The sequence below is a fragment of the Nocardiopsis akebiae genome (genome assembly GCF_018316795.1).
GTDB classification, from domain to species: Bacteria; Actinomycetota; Actinomycetes; order Streptosporangiales; family Streptosporangiaceae; genus Nocardiopsis; species Nocardiopsis dassonvillei.
In genome coordinates, this window is the sequence record NZ_CP074132.1 from 6053876 (window position 1) to 6073928 (window position 20053).

General features: G+C 73.2%; 21 protein-coding genes. 14 read left to right on the top strand and 7 right to left on the bottom strand.

All coding sequences use genetic code 11. The annotated features are described in order from the left end of the window. Positions 1-96: 96 nt before the first annotated feature. Together KGD83_RS25785 and KGD83_RS25790 are read right to left on the bottom strand one after the other, a co-directional pair. Positions 97-1410 carry a methyltransferase gene (locus KGD83_RS25785; RefSeq protein ID WP_212641557.1) on the bottom strand — a complete coding sequence of 438 codons (1314 nt, stop codon included), beginning with the start codon at positions 1408-1410 and terminating at the stop codon, positions 97-99. After that, entirely contained in the window at positions 1407-2354 is a 948-nt protein-coding gene (locus tag KGD83_RS25790; RefSeq protein WP_212641558.1) for a hypothetical protein, read from the bottom strand. Before KGD83_RS25790 ends, KGD83_RS25785 begins: the two co-directional genes overlap by 4 nt. Positions 2355-2445: 91 nt before the next feature. Here KGD83_RS25790 and KGD83_RS25795 point away from each other — a divergent pair, with 91 nt between their 5' ends. Both KGD83_RS25795 and KGD83_RS25800 read left to right on the top strand, forming a co-directional pair. Beyond that, entirely contained in the window at positions 2446-3108 is a 663-nt protein-coding gene (locus tag KGD83_RS25795; RefSeq protein ID WP_212641559.1) for a TetR/AcrR family transcriptional regulator, read from the top strand. Beyond that, positions 3105-3620 (top strand): NUDIX hydrolase, encoded by a 516-nt coding sequence (locus KGD83_RS25800; protein ID WP_212641560.1) that lies wholly within the window; start codon positions 3105-3107, stop codon positions 3618-3620. The genes KGD83_RS25795 and KGD83_RS25800 overlap by 4 nt, the downstream gene beginning before the upstream one ends. A 110-nt stretch (positions 3621-3730) precedes the next feature. Here KGD83_RS25800 and KGD83_RS25805 read toward each other — a convergent pair whose 3' ends face one another. Continuing rightward, positions 3731-4594 carry a hypothetical protein gene (locus tag KGD83_RS25805; RefSeq protein WP_212641561.1) on the bottom strand — a complete coding sequence of 288 codons (864 nt, stop codon included), beginning with the start codon at positions 4592-4594 and terminating at the stop codon, positions 3731-3733. A 254-nt stretch (positions 4595-4848) separates the two neighbouring features. Next, positions 4849-6342 carry an NAD(P)H-hydrate dehydratase gene (locus tag KGD83_RS25810; protein WP_212641562.1) on the bottom strand — a complete coding sequence of 498 codons (1494 nt, stop codon included), beginning with the start codon at positions 6340-6342 and terminating at the stop codon, positions 4849-4851. Positions 6343-6497: 155 nt separating this feature from the next. On the opposite strand from KGD83_RS25810, the gene KGD83_RS25815 reads away from it, so the two are divergent. Next, on the top strand, positions 6498-8441 hold the full coding sequence (locus KGD83_RS25815; protein WP_212641563.1) for an N-acetylmuramoyl-L-alanine amidase: 1944 nt from the start codon (positions 6498-6500) through the stop codon (positions 8439-8441). Positions 8442-8519: 78 nt separating this feature from the next. Here KGD83_RS25815 and KGD83_RS25820 read toward each other — a convergent pair whose 3' ends face one another. Then, positions 8520-8972: an excalibur calcium-binding domain-containing protein gene (locus KGD83_RS25820; RefSeq protein ID WP_212641564.1), complete on the bottom strand. Its 453-nt coding sequence runs from the start codon at positions 8970-8972 to the stop codon at positions 8520-8522. A gap of 333 nt (positions 8973-9305) precedes the next feature. Continuing rightward, positions 9306-10106, bottom strand: coding sequence for a DUF4352 domain-containing protein (locus KGD83_RS25825; protein WP_212641565.1), 801 nt, complete (start codon positions 10104-10106; stop codon positions 9306-9308). A gap of 280 nt (positions 10107-10386) precedes the next feature. Between KGD83_RS25825 and KGD83_RS25830 the strand changes: the two genes are divergently transcribed. The 8 genes from KGD83_RS25830 (at position 10387) to KGD83_RS25865 (ending at position 16128) form a co-directional block, all read left to right on the top strand. Beyond that, complete coding sequence (locus KGD83_RS25830) at positions 10387-10749, top strand: cyclin family protein (protein ID WP_174546564.1); 363 nt, start codon at positions 10387-10389, stop codon at positions 10747-10749. Continuing rightward, positions 10742-11182: a hypothetical protein gene (locus KGD83_RS25835; protein WP_212641566.1), complete on the top strand. Its 441-nt coding sequence runs from the start codon at positions 10742-10744 to the stop codon at positions 11180-11182. The genes KGD83_RS25830 and KGD83_RS25835 overlap by 8 nt, the downstream gene beginning before the upstream one ends. 123 nt (positions 11183-11305) lie before the next feature. Beyond that, the gene (locus KGD83_RS25840) at positions 11306-12157 is read left to right on the top strand and encodes a sulfurtransferase (protein WP_212641567.1); all 852 of its coding nucleotides are present in this window, start codon (positions 11306-11308) and stop codon (positions 12155-12157) included. 302 nt (positions 12158-12459) lie between these two features. After that, positions 12460-13065 carry a DUF4178 domain-containing protein gene (locus KGD83_RS25845; protein WP_212641568.1) on the top strand — a complete coding sequence of 202 codons (606 nt, stop codon included), beginning with the start codon at positions 12460-12462 and terminating at the stop codon, positions 13063-13065. Positions 13066-13072: 7 nt separating this feature from the next. Next, positions 13073-13618, top strand: coding sequence for a DUF2617 family protein (locus tag KGD83_RS25850; RefSeq protein ID WP_212641569.1), 546 nt, complete (start codon positions 13073-13075; stop codon positions 13616-13618). Then, positions 13615-14004 (top strand): hypothetical protein, encoded by a 390-nt coding sequence (locus KGD83_RS25855; protein WP_212641570.1) that lies wholly within the window; start codon positions 13615-13617, stop codon positions 14002-14004. The genes KGD83_RS25850 and KGD83_RS25855 overlap by 4 nt, the downstream gene beginning before the upstream one ends. A 59-nt stretch (positions 14005-14063) precedes the next feature. Then, the gene (locus tag KGD83_RS25860; protein WP_212641571.1) at positions 14064-14492 is read left to right on the top strand and encodes a DUF350 domain-containing protein; all 429 of its coding nucleotides are present in this window, start codon (positions 14064-14066) and stop codon (positions 14490-14492) included. A 70-nt stretch (positions 14493-14562) separates the two neighbouring features. Then, a complete protein-coding gene (locus KGD83_RS25865) occupies positions 14563-16128 on the top strand; it encodes a polyamine aminopropyltransferase (RefSeq protein ID WP_212641572.1) in 1566 nt (521 codons plus the stop codon). Positions 16129-16556: 428 nt separating this feature from the next. Here KGD83_RS25865 and KGD83_RS25870 read toward each other — a convergent pair whose 3' ends face one another. Then, the gene (locus KGD83_RS25870; RefSeq protein WP_212641573.1) at positions 16557-17015 is read right to left on the bottom strand and encodes a flavodoxin family protein; all 459 of its coding nucleotides are present in this window, start codon (positions 17013-17015) and stop codon (positions 16557-16559) included. A gap of 101 nt (positions 17016-17116) precedes the next feature. Here KGD83_RS25870 and KGD83_RS25875 point away from each other — a divergent pair, with 101 nt between their 5' ends. The 3 genes from KGD83_RS25875 to hydA all read left to right on the top strand — a co-directional run bounded on the left by KGD83_RS25875 (position 17117) and on the right by hydA (position 20050). After that, positions 17117-17470 carry a hypothetical protein gene (locus tag KGD83_RS25875; RefSeq protein WP_249352028.1) on the top strand — a complete coding sequence of 118 codons (354 nt, stop codon included), beginning with the start codon at positions 17117-17119 and terminating at the stop codon, positions 17468-17470. 316 nt (positions 17471-17786) lie between these two features. Next, complete coding sequence (locus KGD83_RS25880; protein ID WP_212641574.1) at positions 17787-18629, top strand: nitrilase-related carbon-nitrogen hydrolase; 843 nt, start codon at positions 17787-17789, stop codon at positions 18627-18629. An 11-nt stretch (positions 18630-18640) separates the two neighbouring features. After that, positions 18641-20050, top strand: coding sequence for a dihydropyrimidinase (gene hydA, locus KGD83_RS25885; protein WP_212641575.1), 1410 nt, complete (start codon positions 18641-18643; stop codon positions 20048-20050). The last annotated feature ends 3 nt before the right edge of the window (positions 20051-20053 follow it).

Here is a 20053-nt window from a genome sequence, read left to right on the forward strand (position 1 = left end):
GGAGGAGGGCTCCCCGGCCACGAGGAACACCGTGTGCCGCCCGCGCTCGACGCGGGCGGCGCCTTCCGTGTCGGCCGCGAACGGGTCGGCTCCGACTCACACCCGCGCGCCGGGCACAGGCGCCCCGCCGCCGCGGGGAGCGCCCGGCTCCTCCCCTCCTCCTTCGAGGGGTTCGCGCGAGGGCCGCGGTCCGGCACCGAAGGCGTCCGCGCACAGTTGCGCGAAGTGCCGCACCCCCGGCAGGTCGAGCGCCCAGCCCGCGAGCGCCCAGCCCAGGTGCAGGTGCTCCAGCGCCCGGGCCAGCGCCGACACCCCGCTCCAGCGCTGACCCTCGGGGTTCTCGTAGGTGAGGCGGTACAGCACATCGGGGTGCTCCGCCGCCGGCCGCGGCTCCAGCGCCACCGGCGTTCGGGCGGCCAGCCAGCCGCCCAGGCCCCGGCACATGGCGCAGTCCGCGGCCACGTACAGCGTGCCCGGCGCGCGGCCGGGCCACGGCCGCCACCGGGGCAGCCAGGCGCGCACGCCCGCCCGGTAGGCCTCCCAGTCCCCTCCGAACGCCGCCCGCAGCTGGCCGCCCTCGTGCCAGGCGGCGAACCCCGCGCCGTAGACGAAGGCCGCGAGCGCGCCGAGCAGCAGCCGCGGGTCGCCGGCCACCGGGGCCAGGACCAGGTACACCCCGGCCATGGTGGTCTGCATCGGGTTGCGCAGGTAGGCGTAGGGGCCGCTGGTGACCAGGCGCGACGGCGGGTCGAAGGGCAGCGGGGTGCCGCCGCCCACCCGCGCGAACTCGCGGGCCGCCGCCAGCCCCGGCAGGCACACCGGGACCAGGACCTGGGCGGCCACGAAGGCCGTGCCCGGACCGGGCAGGGCGTCCAGCGCGGCCAGCGGCAGGACCACCATGGCCCCGAACGCCAGGAGCGCCTGCGCCCACGTCCGGGCGTGCACCAGCTGGCCGGTGCGCGTCCAGTAGGCCAGCATCAGCGCGGGGATCAGGCACAGCGCGGAGCCGGCGAACTCGCCGAGCAGCCAGAGCGGGCCCAGCACCACGACGGGTTCGGCGAGCGGCATGACGATGACGTCCACCCACACGAGCAGGCCGCTGAGCAGCGGCACCGGCAGCAGGCGCAGCAGCAGCGCGGGCAGCGCGCCCCACAGCACCGCCCAGGCCAGCAGCAGGTCCACGGGCACGCCGAGCCACACCGCGCCCTCGGCGTGGAAGGACCACCAGCCGGCGCGCAGCGCGTACAGGTTGAGCGGAACCAGCGTGAGCAGGGCCCACGCCCCGGCCACCAGCATCGCCGCGACCTCGCGCGGACGGGGCGCGCGCCACAGGCACAGTCCGGCCAGCAGGAACAGCGGGGCGAACAGGCCGACGCCGCGGACCAGCGCCGCGGGCAGTTCCGGGATCATCGGGAACCCTCCGGGGCGGCGGCGCCGAAGGTGGCGGCGAGGTACTCGGCGGCCAGGTCGGTCGCGTAGGACTGGATCGGCCCGAAGTACCAGGAGGGCTCGTAGGTGCGCTCGTAGTCGATGGACCAGGCCAGGCGGGTCCCGTCGCCCTCGGCGCGCCACACGGCCTCGGCGCCGCGCATGTCCATCCAGTTCGCGAAGGCGGTGTCCTCCGCCACCTCGAACACCACGCGCCCGCCGTCCCCGCGGACCTCGCTCGCGGTGACGCGGAGCTCCATGTGGCGCGGTGTGGGCTCGGCGCCCGGCTCCAGCGTGCGGCGCGGGGTGAAGCGGACGTGCCGGGTGTCGCCGACATCCAGGCCCCCGCCGGAGGCCGAGACGGGCTCGGGGAAGGGCACGGCCCGCAGGAAGAGCGCGTCGGGGGCGGCGTAGGCGGGTGGGGCGGCCAGGGCGGCGGCGACCTCGTGCGGGGCGGCGGGGACCAGGACGTGGCCCTCGCCGCGGTCCTCCCGGGGCAGCAGGGAGGTTCCGGCGACGCCCTCCAGGGCGAGCACGAACAGCAGCGGAGCCGCGAACAGGGCGTGCCGGGAGCGGTCCCGCCAGGCGACGAGCGCCCCGGCCGTCCAGGTGACCACGGCGACGACCCCGTAGATCAGCGGCGCGGCGATGAGCAGGCAGACCATGCCCTCACCGAGCAGGGGTCCGGCCAGGGCCAGGCAGAGGGTGGTGACGGCCATGGTGACGCCCATGGCGCTGCGGGCCCGCACGGTGAAAACCACGAGCAGGGCGATGGTCGCGGGCAGGCCGACGTAGAACAGCGCGGTCTGGTCCAGGCCGCCCCAGTGGTGGATCCGGAGCGCCAGCAGGGCGGCGAAGGCGGCCAGGACCAGGGCCGCGAGCAGCAGGCGAGCCCTGGAGGGCGCGGGGGAGTCGCTTCGGGGCACGGGGGAACTCCTTCAGCATGCGATTAAATCGCTTGGTTTAATCACTCGATTAAACCGTATGCTGAAAACCTCCCCGAGAGCAAGGAGGGCCATGGCCAAGGGCGGCGGAGGACGGCGCGCGAGCGAGGAGACCAGGGAGCGGCTCCTGGCGGCCGCCAGCGAGGTCCTGCGCGAGGAGGGCTACGCCGGGGCGTCGGCGCGCGCCATCGCCGCGCGCGCGGAGGCCAACTCGGCGCTGGTCTTCTACCACTTCGGCGGGGTCGACCAGCTTCTGCTGGCGGCGCTGGACCGCTCCAGCGCCGAGCGCATGGCCATGTACCGGGAGATCGCGGCGCGGGCGGACACCCTGGAGGAGCTGGTGGAGGCGGCGATGCTCATCTACCGGACCGACCTGGAGCGCGGTTACATCACCGAGTTCTCCGAACTGGTGGCCGCCGCCGTCACCAAACCGGAGCTGCGCACGCGGATCAGGGACCGCTCGGAGCCGTGGATCGCCTTCATCGAGCAGGAGTGGAACCGGGTCCTGGGCGGATCCGCCCTCGGGAAGCTGCTGCCCGCCCGCGAGGTGGCCTACGGGGCGATCACGTTCTACCTGGGGGTGAACCTGTTCTCGGTGCTCGACGAGGACCACTCGCGCACCGAGGCGGTGTTCGACCTGGCCCGCGGGCTGGCCCCCCGGGCCAGGCTCCTGACGCTGCGCCTGCCCCGCCGCGACCGGGGGGTAGGCTCGCCCGCGGACGAGGAGGACGCATGAGCACGGGCATCACGGTGGCCCCCGGGATCGGGTTCCCCGACACCGCCGACGGCCGGACCCACGTGGCGGCCGCGGTGATCGCCGACGACCGGGGAAGGGTCTTCGCCCAGCGCCGGTCCCCCACGCGCAAGGTGTTCCCGCACTGCTGGGACATCGTGGGCGGACACGTCGAGCAGGGCGAGACCATGCTGGAGGGGCTGGCGCGCGAGGTCGCGGAGGAGACCGGCTGGCGGCTGACCAGTGTGCTGGCGGAGCTGTTCCGGCTGGACTGGGACCCCGGGGACGGCCTGACCCGGCACGAGGTGGACTACCTGGTTCGGGTGGAGGGCGACCTGGACGCGCCCCGCCTGGAGCCGGGCAAGCACACCGAGTTCCTGTGGGTGGACGACTCCCTGGTGCACCGGCTGCGCGACGACCGCGACCCGGGCGACTACTTCATCACCGACATCGTGCAGCGGGGCATCGACGCCGCCCGCGCGCTGAGCACTCGGGCGTCGCGGGATCAGGGCTAGCGCGTCAGGGCCTCGGTGACGTGGAGGGCGAGGGCCAGCCACAGCGCGCCCGCGCCCCAGGCTCCCCCCGGGACCCACCACCGCCGGGCGCGCTCCGGCACCGGGGCGGATCAGATGTCGGTGGGCATCCAGGCGAGCACGAGCCCGAGCCACACGGCGAACGGGCCCGCCACTAGGTCCCGGCCCCACCCCAGGGGCCGGTCGGCGGACGGAGGCATCCCCTCCCGTGCCTCTCGGACGAACCGGGTGATCCGTTGGGCGGCCTCCTCGTCCCGGGCCGGGGTGCTCCCCCAGGCCCTCGAACAGAACGCCCTTCCGTCGAGGAAGTGGACGGCGACACCGTTCCCGGCGTCGACCCGCGCGACCCACTCCACGGGAATCGAGACCCACACGGCGTACCGCTTCAGGAGCAGGCGCGTCCCGGACATGCGGACCTCCGGATAGACGGTCCGCTGCCAGACCACCAGCCCGAGGACCGGCAGGAGCGGGGCCGCCACCAGCGCGTACCAGTCGCCCTCCCCCGCGCCGGACACGAGCACCGCCGAGAGCGACGCCATCACCAGCACCGCGGCGACACCCAGGACACGGAACCGGCTGCGGTACAGGGTGACCGGCCGCGCGGCCGAAGGGTCGGACCGGTCTTCAGCCTCCCGCCCGGCCCGGAGCCGGAGCAGGAGGTCGTGGGACGGGCTTCCAGGAAGACCGGTCACGCCCCAGAAGACGAACCCCGCCGCTCCGAAGAGGGGCGCGCCCTCACGCCCGGTCCAGAAGACGCAGGCCACGGTGAAGAACCCCCACCAGATCCGCGCGCACGAACGGGGAAGCCGTGCGGCCCGCAACGCATCGCGCCACGGCACCGCACGACCGCTCGTAGCTTCGCCACGGCGGTGGACGGCGATGCGACGCGTCTCCGCGTACAGCGCGACCAGGGTTCCGACGAGGAACAGCGGGATGAGGACCGCTGCGGTGATCACACGGCACCGGCCGGGGGTGCGGAGGCGGGGAACATGGGGGACGCCCGTCGTGTCCGGAGGAGGGACCCCATCGTCCCACGACGGCCGACACCCCTCCCCCGGCCCCGCACGCGAACGGCGGACAGACAGGGCTTGAGCCGGCACCCTTCGGTCCCGCCCCGCGCGCGGACCGCACCGGAGCGAACCCATGGGGGCTCGGCTGTGCGCGTTCCGGGACGGCGTCCCCTCGGCCGGGCGGGCGACCCGGTTCCGCCTCAGGCCGCCCGGCGGACCTCGGCCACCGCGAGCGGCAGCGCCTCCAACAGGTCGGACGCGCTGATCGGGGCACCGTCCCGGGCCAGCGAGGCGGCGCGTCCGTGCAGATAGGCGCCGCACATCGCCGCCTCCCTCGCGGGCAGCCCGGCGGCCAGGAGCGCGCCGACCACCCCCGACAGCACGTCTCCGGTCCCGGCGGTGGCCAGCAGCGGCGTTCCGGTCGGGTTGACCACCACCGGGGCCCCCGGGTGCGCGATCACCGTGGTCGACCCCTTGAGCAGGACGGTGCACCCGAAACGGTCGCGGGCGCGGGCCGCGTGCTCCAGACGGCGCGCCTCGACGTCCCCCCGGTCCGCGCCCAGCATCCGGGCCAGCTCCCCGGCGTGCGGCGTCAGCAGCGTGTGCGCCCGCCTCTCCCGCAGCAGCTCGCACAGCGGTCCGCCCCAGTCCCCGGTGAGCAGGGTGAGCCCGTCCGCGTCCACCAGCACCGGAACGTCGCTGTCCAGGACCGCGCGGAGTTCGTCGGCGTTGGCCGGGTGCGTGCCCCGGCCGGAGCCGACGACGACGGCGGACACCCGACCGGGAGACAGGTCGGTGCTGTTCTGCGGATCGAGGAGGCTGGCGACGGTCTCCGGCCAGTGGGCGAGCACCTGGTCGACCACGGCCGGACCGCCCCCGTAGCGCACCATGCCGACCCCGGTGCGCAGCGCTCCGCCCACGCACAGGACCGCGGCGCCCCGGTAGCGGTCGGAGCCCGCGCGGACGGCGAGGACGCCCCGCCGGTACTTGTCCGACTCCGCCCCGGCGACCGGCAGGAGCGAGGCGATGTCCACAGCCCGCGGACTGACCAGGTCGGGTCCGGGCAGCTCCGGGGTCAGCCCGATGTCCACGAGACGGACCCGGCCCGCGCGTTCGGCGCCCGGATCGACGAACAGGCCGGGCTTGTGGGTGCCGAAGGTGACCGTGACGTCGGCGCGGACGGCGTGCCCGGCCACCTCGCCGGTGTCGGCGTCCACCCCGCTGGGCAGGTCCACGGCGACAACGGGGGCGGGCGCGTTCGCGGCGAGCAGGGCCAGGGTGGAGTGCGGCCTGCGCAGGCCGCCGCTGCCGCCGATGCCCACGAGCCCGTCCACGACGAGGTCGGCGTCGAACAGGTCGCTCTCGTCGGCGAGGGCGTCGGTGAACCAGCGGACCCGCCCGCCCGCCGCCCTCAGGGCGGCGATCCCGCCCTCGTGGACGCGCCGGCCGGCGATCAGGGCGCGCACGGCCGCGCCCCGGGCGGCCAGCGCGGCGCCCGCGTACAGCGCGTCGCCCCCGTTGTCGCCGCCGCCGACCATGAGGACGACCCGCGCCCCGTACACGCGGGGCAGCAGTCGCGCGCACTCGGCGGCGAGCCCGGTGGCCGCCCTGCGCATGAGGACCCCTTCGGGGAGGCGCGCCATGAGCGCGCGCTCGGCATCGCGGACAGTGTCGGCGGTGTGTGCGGAGCGCACGGGTTACCTCCCAGGTTCGGGTCGGCCACCATCGTGCCGCAGAGGACTCCGGGTACGGGGACTCCGCCACACCGGGTTACCGACAACAAGGAAATTTCTACGCAAAGTGACCAACCCCCTACCCTTCGGAGTGCCGACTTGACATAATGGTGGGTATGCCTCGACCGAGCAAATACGTCTCTCGGTCCGATCTGGGATGGGGTTCCTCGCCCGCGACCCGGGCCAATCCCCGATCCGGACTGGTCATCCACTACGACAGCACCGACCAGGGGCTGGCCGCGAAGGACCACTCGGCCTGCCTCAAGTACTGGCGCGACACCCGCTCCTTCCACACCGGCCCCTCCCGCGGCTGGGCCGACATCGGATACTGCGTGGACGAAGCCACGGAGATCCTCACCGAGAACGGTTGGCGCACCGTCCGACAGGTCTCCCCCGGAGACGTCGTCCTCACCCTCAACCACGCCACGGGGATGTCGGAGTGGCAACCCCTCCAGGACGTCCTCGTCTTCCCTGCCATGCGACGTGAACTCGTCCGGATGGAGGGACGAGAACACTCGTCGCTGACCACGCCCGGCCACCGCTGGCCCGTGGAGCGCTACTACCGGCGCACGGGTACCGAGCGCGGGAAGAACGCCGGTGGCACCTGGGCGCGGACCGGGCGCTCCGCGCGCGGCGTCAGCGGCCGCGAACGCCTGTGGGCCACCACGGACACGCTCACCTACTGGGACCGCATCCCCCTGACCGCTCCGTGCGCGCACCTGCCCGCGGAGCCCAAGTGGTCCGACCACATCGTGGAACTGGTGGCCTGGTTCTGGACCGAGGGCCACATCAAACGGCAGGGCAGGGACCGTGCGCCCGGCACGAGTGTGGTCATCTACCAGTCAGCGATGAGGGACCCCGACCGTGTGGCCAGGATCCGCGACGCGCTGCACGGCGTCTTCGGGCCCTCCTGCGAACGCTTCCCCCGCACAGGAAGAAGCACGGACGGCGTCCCCCGCTGGCGCGAGGCCCGCAACCGACAGTTGTCCGAGTTCCACCTGTCCTCCGACGCCGGAGGTGCGCTGCTCGAACACGCTCCCGGGCGGGTGCCCACACACGCGTTCCTGCGCTCGCTGACCAGGGAGCAACTCGCCCTGTTCATCGAGGCGTCGCTGTCGGGGGACGGCCACGGCAACCGCACGAACAACTCCCAGTCCCTGAGCCAAAAGAACCGGGCGGCCGCCGAGGCGTTCCAGTTCGCCGCGATCCTGGCCGGATACGCGACCTCCCTGCGCCGTCGGCCTCCCACCTCCTCAACTCCCTATCCCATGTGGAAGGTGGAACTGCGCCGCAAGACCTACGTCTCTCCCCGGACAGCAGCGGCCAGGCAGGCGAAGTTCACCATCACGCGTGAGCCCCACGAGGGGCGGATCTGGTGCGTGCGCACACCCAACTCCACGTGGCTGGCTAGGCGCGAGGGCACGGTGTACTTCACCGGCAACTCGTTCATGTGCTGTGCGCACGGCTACGTCATCGAGGGTCGGGGGCTGTACAAGACCCAGGCCGCGCAACCGGGGGGCAACACCTCCCACTACTCGGTGACCCTGGCCACCGGTCCCACGGACGCCATCACCCCGGAACAGATCAACGCCGTGCGCGCGCTCCGCCGGTGGCTGATGGAACCGGACACGTCCATCGCCGGAACGGTGCTCGGACACCGCGACTTCATCTCCACCTCATGCCCGGGCGACAAGGCCTACGCCCTCGTCCGCGACGGCACGTTCGAAAAGCCCCCCGGGGAGATCACGGAGGTAAACGACATGCTCGGACTCTCGATCGGCAGTACGGGGGACGCGGTCAAGCTCCTCCAGCTCAAGGTCACCCGGGCGGGCTTCGGCGACGCCCTGGGCTCGGGCGGGGTCGACGGCGACTACGGGGAGGCCACCGCCGAGGCCGTGCGACTGACCCGCGAGTACGTCGGCAGCCGCGCCCTGCCCGGATACGGCGACAAGATGACCGCCCACGCCGTCGACCAGGTGGAGGCCGCCGTCATCAAGCGCGCGCTGGCGGGGAGCGCCGCGAAGGCGGAGGCCCCCGCGGAGGAGGCGTCCCCGGCGTAGGGGGCACCGACGGGACGGGGCGCTACGCGCTCCGACCCGCTCCGACGCCCCCGGAACCGGTCCCGGGCCGAACCCCCGTCATTCGCAGGCGACGCCGTCGCCGTCGCGGTCCAGGTGGGAGCCGTAGCCCGGGTCGCCGCGGCGTACGGGCGCCGCGCCCGCGGCGCGCGCCGCGTCGCAGTTCTCGTAGTAGGCCGGGGCTCCGCCGCCGGTGTCGCCTCCGCCACCCCCGCCGCTGCCGCTGCCGCCGTCGTCCGGGCGTTCGGTCACCGTCTCCGTGGCGGTGACCGTCACCTCCACCTCGACCTCCTCGGTCGCGGTGGCGGTCGGCTCCACGGTCTCGGACACGGTCGCGGTCACCGTGGCGGCCGGGGGCGGCGGAGCCGCCCGGTCGGAGCCCCCTCCGGCCAGCGCGCTGGCGCAGGAGCCGATCACGGCGGTCAGGACCAGGGCGCCGAAGCACCCCAGGCACCCGAGGCCGATCTTGCCGCCGGTGGACACGGTGGCGGGGGAACGCGGGGGCAGGGACATGGCGAGGCTCCGGGGGACGCGCAGGGAGCGGTGGAGCGGGTACCGCGCTGGACGGGCGCGTGCGGGCGGGGACGCGCGCGTGCGCCGACGATATACGAGCCAGCCCCGAAAAAGGTCCCTTTCACAACAGAAAGCGGCTTTCGCGACACCCGGCCGTTCTGCCGCCGTACCCGGACGCTCCGTTGCCGCGCTCCGACGCCCCGCCGGAGACCGCCGCACGCCCGGACGGACGCCTCGGGAGACCCGACCGGGTACCGGCGAGCCCCGCCGGGAACACAGCGCGGAGCCCCGGCCGCGGGGCGCGCGGCCGGGGCTTCGCGGTGCGTGCGCGGACTACTGGACCGTCGTGACGATCGGGTCCTCCATGCCGAAACTGGGGTCGTAGCGGACCTCGGTCACCACGACCTCGCCGACCACGGCGATCTGCCCCGAGACCGAGGAGCCGGGCGCGAGGGTGCCGACCTCGACGTGCTGGATGTCGGCGAAGATCGCGTCGGCCCAGTCGGTGCGTTCGGTCCCGTCGGAGAGCACCGTCGTGAAGTAGAGCGGGTTGATGTCGAGCGGCTCGTCGCCGTTGTTGGTGAGCTCGACGTCGAGCACCGTGTAGACGGTGTCGTCGATGGTGTCACCGGCCGTGCCCGCGGCGGTGGCGCTCAGGGTGACGCCCTGCTCGTTGGCGGGCTCCTCGGCCGCGCCGCCCTCGGACTCCTGCGTGCCCTCCTGCTGGGTGGGCGCCGAGGGCGTGGATGTCGAGGCGCTGTCGCCGCCGCCCGCCATCGAGGCGATGATCACGATGACGATGACCACGATGACCACCAGGCCGAGGCAGCCGCCGCCGATGCCGAGGCCGACCTTGGCGCCGGTGGACATGCCCTTCTTCGGGGGCTGGCCGCCGGGCGGCGGGCCGTAGGGGTCTCCGGGACCCCCCGGGGGCATGCCGCCGTAGGGGGGCTGGCCGGGAGGCGGTCCGCCCGGGCCCCCGTAGGGCGGCTGGCCGCCGGACGGGTCTCCGTAGCCGGGCTGCCCTGCGCCGGGAGGGCCGTAGCCGGGCTGGCCGCCGTAGGGCTGGTAGCCGCCGGTGCCGTCACCGTGGGGAGGCTGCTGGGGGCCGGAAGGGTACTGGGGATAGGACAACGGGGTGCTCCGGTCTCGTACACGATGCCTGAGGGAATGCGCCGCGGGCCTGAGCCGTGTAGCGGCTGGAACACATGCGGCTTCGAGGACCATATCCGACGCGGGCCTGCCGCCGCCTAGCCAACCCAGTGTCTGCACTGTCCGGAATGAGGTGTTTGCGCTGGCTGGCGCGCGCGGGCGGGGCAGCCGTCGGGGGACGGTGCGATCCGGTGGCCCTGACGTACTACGCTGTGTCGTAGAAGCCCGCTGGCATGGCGTGAGGACGACGAGCGGAGGCGGCGTGGTCGACTGGCTGACCATGACGATTCAGATGGTGTCACTGGCGCTGGCCGGGTGGTGCCTCGTCTCGACCTTCCGCGACCAGCCCATGGTGGTCCCGCACCTGGTCGGCATGGCGGTCCTGTGGCTGCTCGTGCTCGGACAGGTGGCCGCCACCGTGGTCACCATGGTCGGCGGCGAGCGGCCCGCCGAGACGGCCATGTTCGTGTCCTACCTGGCCACGGTCGCGCTGCTGCCGCCCGCGTGCGCCGTGTGGGGCTTCATGGAGCGGAGCAGGTGGGGCCCGGCGGTGATCGCCTTCGCGTGCCTGATCCTGCCCGTCCTGTTCGTCCGCCTCGAACAGCTCTGGAGCCCCGTTGTCTGAGTCAGCCGCGACCCGGGACAGAACCCTGCGCACCGGCCCCGGGCGGCTGCTCGTCGCCGTGTACGGGGTGTTCGCGCTCGCCGCGACCGCGCGCGGGGGCTACCAGTTGGCCACGAGGTTCGACGAGGCGCCGCTGGCCTACGGCCTCTCGCTGCTCGCCGGGGTGATCTACCTGGTGGCGGCGGTGGGCCTGGCCCGGGCCGGGCGGACCTCGCGCGGGGTCGCGCTGGTCTCGTGCAGTGTCGAACTGGTCGGGGTGCTGGCGGTGGGGGCGGTCAGCCTGCTCCTGCCGGGGGTCTTCCCCGACGACACGGTGTGGTCGAACTTCGGCGCCGGGTACCTTTTCATCCCGCTGGTGCTGCCGGTGCTGGGGCTGTGGTGGATCCTGCGCGTCCACCGCTTGGTCCGGGACGGAGGGGGCCGCGGCGCCTGAACGGCGTCTCCCGGGCCCGCTCGCCGTTCCGCGTCCGGGCAGTCCTCCCGCCGGCCGGTACGGCGGCGGACACCGGGCACACCCCTCCCCACCTGCCGGGACGGAACGCCTAGTGTGGTGCCCATGTCCGAACTCCTGACCCTGCCGGTGGCCGTGTCGGCCGACTGGCTCCGCGAACACCGCGACCGGGTGGTCCTCGTCGACTCCCGGTGGTACCTCGACGGGCGCTCCGGCCGCGACGCCCACCGCGCCGGACACCTGCCCGGCGCCGTCTTCACCGACCTGGACACCGACCTGGCCGCCCCGGCCGGTCCCGAGGGCGGACGCCACCCGCTGCCCTCCGCTGCCGACTTCGCCGACGCCCTCGGCCGCCTCGGCATCGGCGACGACTCCTCCGTGGTGGTCTACGACGACGCGGGCGGTTCCGTGGCCGCCCGCCTGGTGTGGATGCTGCGCGTGCTGGGCACCCCGGCGGCCTTCCTCGACGGGGGCATCCAGGCGTGGACCGGCGAACTGGAGGAGGGCGACGTCACCCCCCGGCCGACGCACCGAACCCCGCTGCCCTGGCCCGCGGACCGGATCGTGCACACCGACACCGTCCGCGCCGAGGCGGGCGATCCGGCGCACCTGCTGGTGGACGCCCGCGCCCGCGAGCGCTACACCGGTGAGCGGCCCGCACCCGTCGACGCCCGGCCGGGGCACGTGCCGGGCGCCCGCAGCGCCGAGTGGACGGGGAACCTGGGCGATGACGGTCTCCTGGCCGCCCCGGAAATCCTGCGTGACCGCTTCGCCGCCCTCGGCGCCGACTCCGCCGACACCGTCACCGCCTACTGCGGGTCGGGGGTCACCGCCTGCCACGACCTGCTCGCTCTGGAGCACGCCGGGTACTCCGGCGCCCGCCTGTACCCGGGGTCGTGGAGCCGCTGGGGAGGCGACGACACCCTCCCGGTGGAGACCGGCGACCCCCGGGGCTGAAACCCTGCGCACCGGGACGCGGACGCGTCGGCCCGAGCCGCCGGGCGCGGGGCGTCGGCGTCCCGTGGGGGGTTTGGGAGTACGTTCCGGCGCGCCTCCTGACACGGGGCCGTTATCAACGATCACCGTCCGTGAGAGGTTCCCGAGCGGGGCGTCTTTCGTGTCCTGATCTGGTCACATGTGGAACCGACCCCTCGCCCACGGCGTCAGAGCGTCAGTAGGATTGCCCGGCCCCGGGGAACACGCAGGCAGGGGACGTACACGGCCTCGCTCCCCCATGCCCCACCGCGAAACGAGGAACATTGGCCATCGAACTCCTGCTGCTGCTCATCCTGGTCGGCGTCGCCGTCGTGATCGGCGTCCTGGTCTACGCACAGCGCGCGAAGAAACCGAAGACCGCCCCCGAACCCCCCGCCCCGCCGCGGGACCCCTTCGCCGACACGGGGGACAGCACCGCGGGCGACCCGCGCGCCATCAAGGCGGGCGACATGATCGACTGGGGCGCCGAGCGGACCTGGATCCGCGGCACCCTGCGCCTGTCCGAGGGCGGCTTCACCTGGTCGGAGCACTTCCTGGAGGTCGAGGGCGGCAAGCGCTGGCTCTCGGTGGAGGAGGACCCCGACGTGGAGCTGGCCCTGTGGACCGGCCGCCCCGACCTGGACATCATCCCCCAGGGCAAGAGCATCGAGCTGGAGGGCACCGTCTACCGGCTCCAGGAGAAGGGCACCGGCTCCTACCGCTCCGAGGGCACCACCGGGCTCAAGGCCTCCGGGGGCCTGGACTACGCCGACTACGAGTCCGACGACGGACGCCTGCTGTCCTTCGAGCGCTTCGACCACGGGCGCTGGGAGGCCAGCACGGGGAACAAGGTCGCCCCGGGCACCTTCACCATCTACCCGGGGAGCTGACCGGAACGTGCGCGCGAGCATCAGCGCCCCCTTCGTCGACACCAGCGCCGACGACCTGGTCTGGGCCCTGCGCCACCCGCTGATCGACCCCCTGGCCGCCCGCACCGTCCGGGTGCCGGGGGCCAGGGTCGAGCTGCGGGTGCTCGGCGCCTCCCACCAGGTGGTCGTCACGCCGGAGCCGTCGACCGGGGCCCCGGTGGGCGGGGAGCCGCTGGTGGAGACGGTGGCCTGCCTGCCCGGCCTCCCCGGCGGTCTGCCCGGCAGCGCCGACCGACCCGACCTGGGCGGCTACCGTTTCGGCTCGCGCGTGGAATCCGTGTCCCGCACCGAGCTGGCCCGCCGGGTGGAGGGGATCCACCGGGAGGTGGAGGACTCCCCCGGCGGCCTGCTCGTCGCCTTCCCCGGCGATCCGCTGGCGGTCACCGCGCTGCACCTGGTCCCCGGCGGACCGCTCGGCTGGCGCACCTGGCACGCCTACCCCCAGAGCGGCGAGCTGGTGACGACCACCTCGACCGTGACCCTTCCCCCCACTTCCGGGAGAACCGCACCATGAAGGCATACGAGGAGCCCGCGAACAACGGCAACAGGAACGTCATCATCACGGTGTTCGTCGTGATCGGCGTCATCCTGCTGATCCTGATCCTGCTCAGCGCCTGCGCCAGCAGCAGCAACAACAACAGCAGCAGCAGCAACAACTACTGCCCCGACGACGACGTGGTCCAGATCGAGGGCTATGACGACGACGACTGCGACGGGTCATCGGGGTCCTCCGGCGGCGGAGGATTCTTCTTCTTCGGCGGGGGCACCGGCGGCGGCAGCAGCTACAGGGACAACAACAGCGGCAGCTACAGCGGCGGCGGCAGCAGCTACAGCGGCGGCAGCAGCAGCAACGGCAGCGGCAGCAACTACCGCGGCGGCGGCAGCGGCTTCGGCAAGTAGTCTCCTTCCCCACACGTCCCGAACACGTCAACCGAAATCCCCTACCTGCGAACAGGACCATGAACGAGATCCTCCTCAACGCGCTCGGAGCCCTCGCCTACGGCGGAGTGGGCATCGTCATCCTCGTGCTGGGCTACCTCCTCACCGACCTCCTCACCCCCGGCAAGCTGCACGTGCTGATCTGGGAGAACCGCAACCGCAACGCGGTCCTGCTCGTGTCCGCGAACACGCTGGGGTCGGCCATCGTCGTCACCTCGGCGATCCTCTCCAGCGAGTCCGAGATCGGACTGGGCGCGGGCCTGCTCTCGACCGCCGTCTACGGCCTGATCGGCCTGGGCGTGATGGCGCTGTCGTTCGTGCTGATCGACCTCCTCGTCCCCGCCAAGATCGCCCAGATGATCAGCAGCGACGAGCCGCACCCGGCCACCTGGGTGAGCGCCTCCGCGCACGTGGCGATCGCGGTCGTCATCGCCGCGGCCCTGACCTGACGCCCCTTCCCCCACCGGCCCCCTGCCCCGGGCAACCGCACCACCGCACCACCACACGAAGGCAGTTCCGTTGACTGAGACCACCGTCCGCACACGGCCCCGACTGCCGGTACCCGCCAGGGCGGCCCGGTTCCTCGTGTTGCTGGCGGTGTTCGTCTGCGCCGCCTGCGGTCTGGTGTACGAGCTCGCGCTGGTAGCCATCGGCAGCTACCTGCTGGGCGACAGCATCACCCAGGCCTCCGTGGTCCTGTCGGTGATGGTGTTCGCGATGGGCGTGGGCTCCCTGTTGTCCAAGCGCTTCCAGGCGCACCCCGCCGCGGCCTTCGCGGTGATCGAGGGCCTGCTCTCGCTGGTCGGCGGGCTGTCCGTGCTGCTGCTGTACGGGGCGTTCGCCTGGTTCTCCGCCTACCAGCCCGCCCTGGTGGTGCTGTCGTTCGCCATCGGCCTACTCATCGGCATGGAGATCCCGCTGCTGATGACGCTGATCCAGCGCATCCGCAGGCAGGACGCCTCCGACGCTGTCGCCGACCTGTTCGCCGCCGACTACGTCGGCGGCCTGATCGGCGGCTTGGCCTTCCCCTTCCTGCTGCTTCCGCTGCTGGGCCTGCCCAAGGGCGCGCTGATGGTGGGCGCGCTCAACGCCGTCGTCGGCGTGGCGGTGGTGCTGTGGCTGTTCCGCGCGGAGCTGACCCGGCGCGCCTACGCGGGCCTGAGCGTGGGCCTGGCGCTCATCATCGCCGTGCTCGGCCTGGCCTACGCCTACGCCGACCAGTTCGAGGTGGACGCGCGCCAGGCGCTGTACCGCGACCCGATCGTGCACGCCGAGCGCTCCGAGTACCAGGAGATCGTGCTCACCCGGTCCCTGGACGGCCAGGACGTGCGCCTGTTCCTCAACGGGAGCCTCCAGTTCTCCAGCCTGGACGAGTACCGCTACCACGAGTCGCTGGTGCACCCGGCGATGGCGGGACCGCACGGGGACGTGCTGGTGCTGGGCGGCGGCGACGGCCTGGCCCTGCGCGAGATCCTGGCCTACGACGACGTGGCCTCGGCCACCCTGGTGGACCTGGACCCGGCCGTGATCGAGCTGGCCTCGACCGACCCGGTGATCAGCGGCCTCAACGGGGACTCCTTCGAGGACCCGCGCGTGGACGTGGTCAACGCGGACGCCTTCCAGTGGCTGCGCGAGAACCGCGAGGAGTTCGACGTCATCATCGCCGACCTCCCGGACGGGGACTCCGTGGGCACCGCCAAGCTCTACTCGGTGGAGTTCTACGCCCTCCTGCGCCACGCCCTGTCCGAGGAGGGCCGCATGGTCGTGCAGGCGGGTTCGCCCTTCTTCGCTCCGGAGGCCTACTGGGGCGTGGGCGACTCCCTGGAGGCGGCGGACCTGGCGGTCACGCCCTACAACGTGGACGTGCCGAGCTTCGGCAACTGGGGCTTCTACCTCACCTCACCCGGGTCCGCGCCCGGGCTGCGCGTCCCCGAGGACGCGCCGCCGCTGAGCTTCCTCGACCCGGCCCTGCTGGAGGCCGCGCAGGTCTTCCCCAAGGACCGCCGCGAGGAGGACGTGGAGGAGTCGACCCTGATGCATCCGAGGGTCATCGGCTACCACCAGGGGGCCTGGCGGGGCTACTGACGCCGGTCCGCGGACCGGCGCCGCCTCTGAGGCAAACACCGCGCGGCCTGAGGACTTGGGCCAGTGGGCGGCCACGCGGTGTGTCTGGGGAGGGGCTGGTCGGGGACCCGGCCGCGTTCCGGGGGACGGCGGTCGCGGGCGGGGAGGCGGACGGAAGGTCTGCGGCGCCGGACTGGACGGGGGTGTGCACCTACCCGTGTTCCCCGACGGCCTGGGCCCATCCTGTCCCGCTGGTCGAACTCGGCGAAACCGCCACGCCGCACCCGACACCGGACCAGCCAACCCCTTACCCAGACTTTCCCGCCCTTTTCCGGCTTCCCGCCCGCCGCCGTGGCGGCGGGTTCGCCGGAGCGGCCCGCGAGCCGTGTGCCGCGCGCGACGGAGCCCTTGGCCCGCGGCCCGCGGCACGGTTCCCGTGGCGGGCCCGCTCAGGCGCGCTCCAGGGCGGCGAGGGCGGTGACGGCGCCCAGCTCCCAGCAGGCCTCGCGGTCCCGTGCCTCCGGGCGGCCCGTCACGGTGACCGGCGGGCGGTGCCGCCGCCACCCCATGCCCTTGGCGATCGACTCGACCGCCCGGACCGCGCCGGAGGCGTCGTCGTCCCCGTGCACGTACAGCGCGTAGGGCAGCCCCTCCGTCGCCCCCTGGGCGGGGTAGAAGACCGTGTCGAAGAAGACCTTGAGGGCGCCCGACATGTACCCGATGTTGGCCGGGGTCCCCAGGACGACCGCGTCGGCGCCGAGCAGGTCGCTGGCCGTGGCCGACAGCGCCGCCTCCGCACGCACCTCGACCCCCTCGATGCCGTCGTCGCGGGCGCCCTCCAGGACCGCCTCCAGCAGCTGCCGGGTCGCGGGCGAGACCGTGTGGTGAACGATGAGCAGTCGTGCCATGTCCCCCACACTAGAAGGCGGCGGCGCGCCGCCGCCTCCCGCACGGCGCCACCCGGCACCGGCGCGCAGCCGACGCCCGCAGCAGAAAGCCAGGCCCCGCCATGAGCCAGCCCCCGCACGGTCCCGGTGACGGATCCGCGGACCGCGACCAGCCGCCCACGGGCCCGCCTCCCGGGGGCATGCCGCCCACCGGCTGGCAGCCGCCCCCGGGCCCGCCGCCCGCGCCCGGCTCCGCCCGTCCGGGCCCTCCCGTCCCGGGGAAGCCCGGAGGCGCCGAGGAGCACTCCCCCTGGCTGTTCATGAGCCTGGGCTGCGGCGCCCTGTTCCTCATCGGGATCGGCCTGGTCCTGCTCATCGTCTTCGTCTTCGACGACCGCGCGGAGCGGAGCGAGGGCGCGCTCGGGTCTCTCGGTCACGGCAGCGCGTCCGCCACCGGGGACCGCACCGCCGCCTGACCGCGCGGCGGCCGGGAGGAGTGTGTGTGTCCTCATCCGAAATTCGGCGGGGAAAAGCCGGAAAACATGTCCTTTCCTCTGAAATTACACTTGCCGCAGAAGGGACATCGCACCCCGTAAGGGCACGATCGCGCAATTCCTTCACCAGGTCGCGCGCGGAGAACGCGGATGTCGGACATTGACCGGCCATTCGACGTTACCTAAGGTGCGACGGCACGCGCACCACCCGCTCGCACCACCGTGCCAGCAGGACATACGCGGACGTAACAACCGTTCTCGCCCGCCCCGGCGGCGCACACGCAGGAACGAGGAGCACATGCCGCACAACGTCCGTGCCGCACTCGTCCAGACCGAATGGACGGGCGACACCGAATCCATGCTCGCCGTCCACGAGAAGCACGCGCGCGACGCCGCCGCACGGGGCGCGCGGGTGATCGGTTTCCAGGAGGTGTTCAACGCCCCCTACTTCTGCCAGGTGCAGGACCCCGAGCACCACCGCTGGGCCGAGGCGGTCCCCGACGGCCCCACCGTCACCCGGTTCAGGGCGCTGGCCCGGGAGCTGGGCATCGTCATGGTCCTGCCGGTCTTCGAGGTGGAGTCCCCCGGCTTCTACTACAACACCGCCGCGGTCGTCGACGCCGACGGCGGCTACCTGGGCAAGTACCGCAAGCACCACATCCCGCAGGTCCACGGCTTCTGGGAGAAGTACTACTTCCGCCCCGGCAACCTCGGCTGGCCGGTCTTCGACACCGCCGCCGGACGCATCGGCGTCTACATCTGCTACGACCGCCACTTCCCCGAGGGCTGGCGGGCCCTGGGGCTGGCCGGAGCCCAACTCGTGTACAACCCGTCCGCGACCAGCCGCGGCCTGTCCGCCCACCTGTGGAAGCTGGAGCAGACCGCGGCGGCCGTGGCCAACGCCTACTTCGTCGCCGCGATCAACCGCGTGGGCGTGGAGGAGTACGGCGACAACGACTTCTACGGCACCAGCTACTTCGCCGACCCGCGCGGGCAGTTCGTCGGCGACGTCGCCTCCGACACCTCCTCCGAACTGGTCGTGCGCGACCTGGACCTGGACATGGTCGACGAGGTCCGCCGGCAGTGGGCCTTCTACCGCGACCGCAGGCCCGACGCCTACGGCCCGCTGGTCCAGGGCTGAGGAGGCGCGCCATGGCACGACGCACCGTCATCCGCGGCGGCCTGGTCGTCACCGCGTCCGAGGAGACCGAGGCCGACGTCCTCGTGGAGGACGAGAGGGTGGCCGCGCTCGCGCTGCGCGGCAGCGACGCCGCCCGGTCCTGGGCCGACGGCGGCGCCGAGGTCATCGACGCCGCCGGGCACTACGTCGTCCCCGGAGGGGTGGACGGCCACACCCACATGGAGATGCCCTTCGGCGGCACCTCCTCCTCCGACACCTTCGAGACGGGCACCCGGGCCGCCGCCTGGGGCGGCACCACCACGATCGTCGACTTCGCCATCCAGCGGCCCGGGGAGTCGGTGCGCGCGGGCGTGGACGCGTGGATGGCCAAGGCCGAGGGCGACTGCGCGGTGGACTACGCCTTCCACGCCATCCTCTCCGACGTCGACGCGTCCTCGCTCGGGGAGATGGACGCCCTCGTCGACGAGGGCGTGACCTCGTTCAAGCTGTTCATGGCCTACCCGGGCGTGTTCTACAGCGACGACGGCCAGATCCTGCGGGCCATGCAGCGCGGCGCCGCCAACGGCGCGCTGACCATGGTGCACGCCGAGAACGGCATCGCCATCGACGTGCTGGTCGAGCAGGCCCTGGCCGAGGGCAGGACCGACCCGAGGTACCACGGCGAGGTGCGCAGGGCCCTGCTGGAGTCGGAGGCCACCCACCGCGCCGTCCAGCTCGCCCGGGTGGCGGGCGCGCCGCTGTACGTGGTGCACGTCTCGGCCCGGGAGGCGGTGGAGGAGCTGGCCCGGGCGCGCGGGATGGGGCTCAACGTGTTCGGCGAGACCTGCCCCCAGTACCTGTTCCTGTCCGCCGACAACCTCGCCGAGCCCGGTTTCGAGGGCGCCAAGTACGTGTGCTCCACACCTCTGCGGCCCCGGGAGCACCAGGAGCACCTGTGGCGGGCTCTGCGCACCAACGACCTGTCCGTGGTCTCCACCGACCACTGCCCGTTCTGCTTCACCGGACAGAAGGACCTGGGCCGGGGCGACTTCTCCAGGATCCCCAACGGCATGCCCGGGGTCGAGCACCGCATGGACCTGCTGCACCAGGCAGTGGTGGAGGGCCGCATCGGCAGGCGCCGGTGGATCGAGATCGCCTGCGCCACCCCGGCACGCATGTTCGGCCTGTACCCGGCCAAGGGCACGATCTGCCCGGGCTCGGACGCCGACATCGTGGTCTACGACCCCGGTGCCGAGCACGTCCTTTCGGCCGAGACGCACCACATGAACGTGGACTACTCGGCCTACGAGGGCAGACGGGTCACCGGCCGGGCCCGCACCGTGCTCTCGCGCGGCCGGGTCGTGGTGGACCGCGGCGTCTACCTGGGCGAGGCCGGGCACGGCCGGTACGTGCCGCGGTCCACCTGCCAGTACCTGGTCTGAACG

Bases quoted from the DNA above. Each gene is read 5' to 3' on its own strand.
- hydA (WP_212641575.1), top strand. From the start codon at position 18,641: ATGGCACGACGCACCGTCATCCGCGGCGGCCTGGTCGTCACCGCGTCC.
- KGD83_RS25815 (WP_212641563.1), top strand. From the start codon at position 6,498: ATGCCTCGACCGAGCAAATACGTCTCTCGGTCCGATCTGGGATGGGGT.
- KGD83_RS25800 (WP_212641560.1), top strand. From the start codon at position 3,105: ATGAGCACGGGCATCACGGTGGCCCCCGGGATCGGGTTCCCCGACACC.
- KGD83_RS25820 (WP_212641564.1), bottom strand. From the start codon at position 8,972: ATGTCCCTGCCCCCGCGTTCCCCCGCCACCGTGTCCACCGGCGGCAAG.
- KGD83_RS25875 (WP_249352028.1), top strand. From the start codon at position 17,117: ATGAGCCAGCCCCCGCACGGTCCCGGTGACGGATCCGCGGACCGCGAC.
- KGD83_RS25840 (WP_212641567.1), top strand. From the start codon at position 11,306: ATGTCCGAACTCCTGACCCTGCCGGTGGCCGTGTCGGCCGACTGGCTC.
- KGD83_RS25860 (WP_212641571.1), top strand. From the start codon at position 14,064: ATGAACGAGATCCTCCTCAACGCGCTCGGAGCCCTCGCCTACGGCGGA.
- KGD83_RS25795 (WP_212641559.1), top strand. From the start codon at position 2,446: ATGGCCAAGGGCGGCGGAGGACGGCGCGCGAGCGAGGAGACCAGGGAG.
- KGD83_RS25870 (WP_212641573.1), bottom strand. From the start codon at position 17,015: ATGGCACGACTGCTCATCGTTCACCACACGGTCTCGCCCGCGACCCGG.
- KGD83_RS25855 (WP_212641570.1), top strand. From the start codon at position 13,615: ATGAAGGCATACGAGGAGCCCGCGAACAACGGCAACAGGAACGTCATC.
- KGD83_RS25785 (WP_212641557.1), bottom strand. From the start codon at position 1,410: ATGATCCCGGAACTGCCCGCGGCGCTGGTCCGCGGCGTCGGCCTGTTC.
- KGD83_RS25880 (WP_212641574.1), top strand. From the start codon at position 17,787: ATGCCGCACAACGTCCGTGCCGCACTCGTCCAGACCGAATGGACGGGC.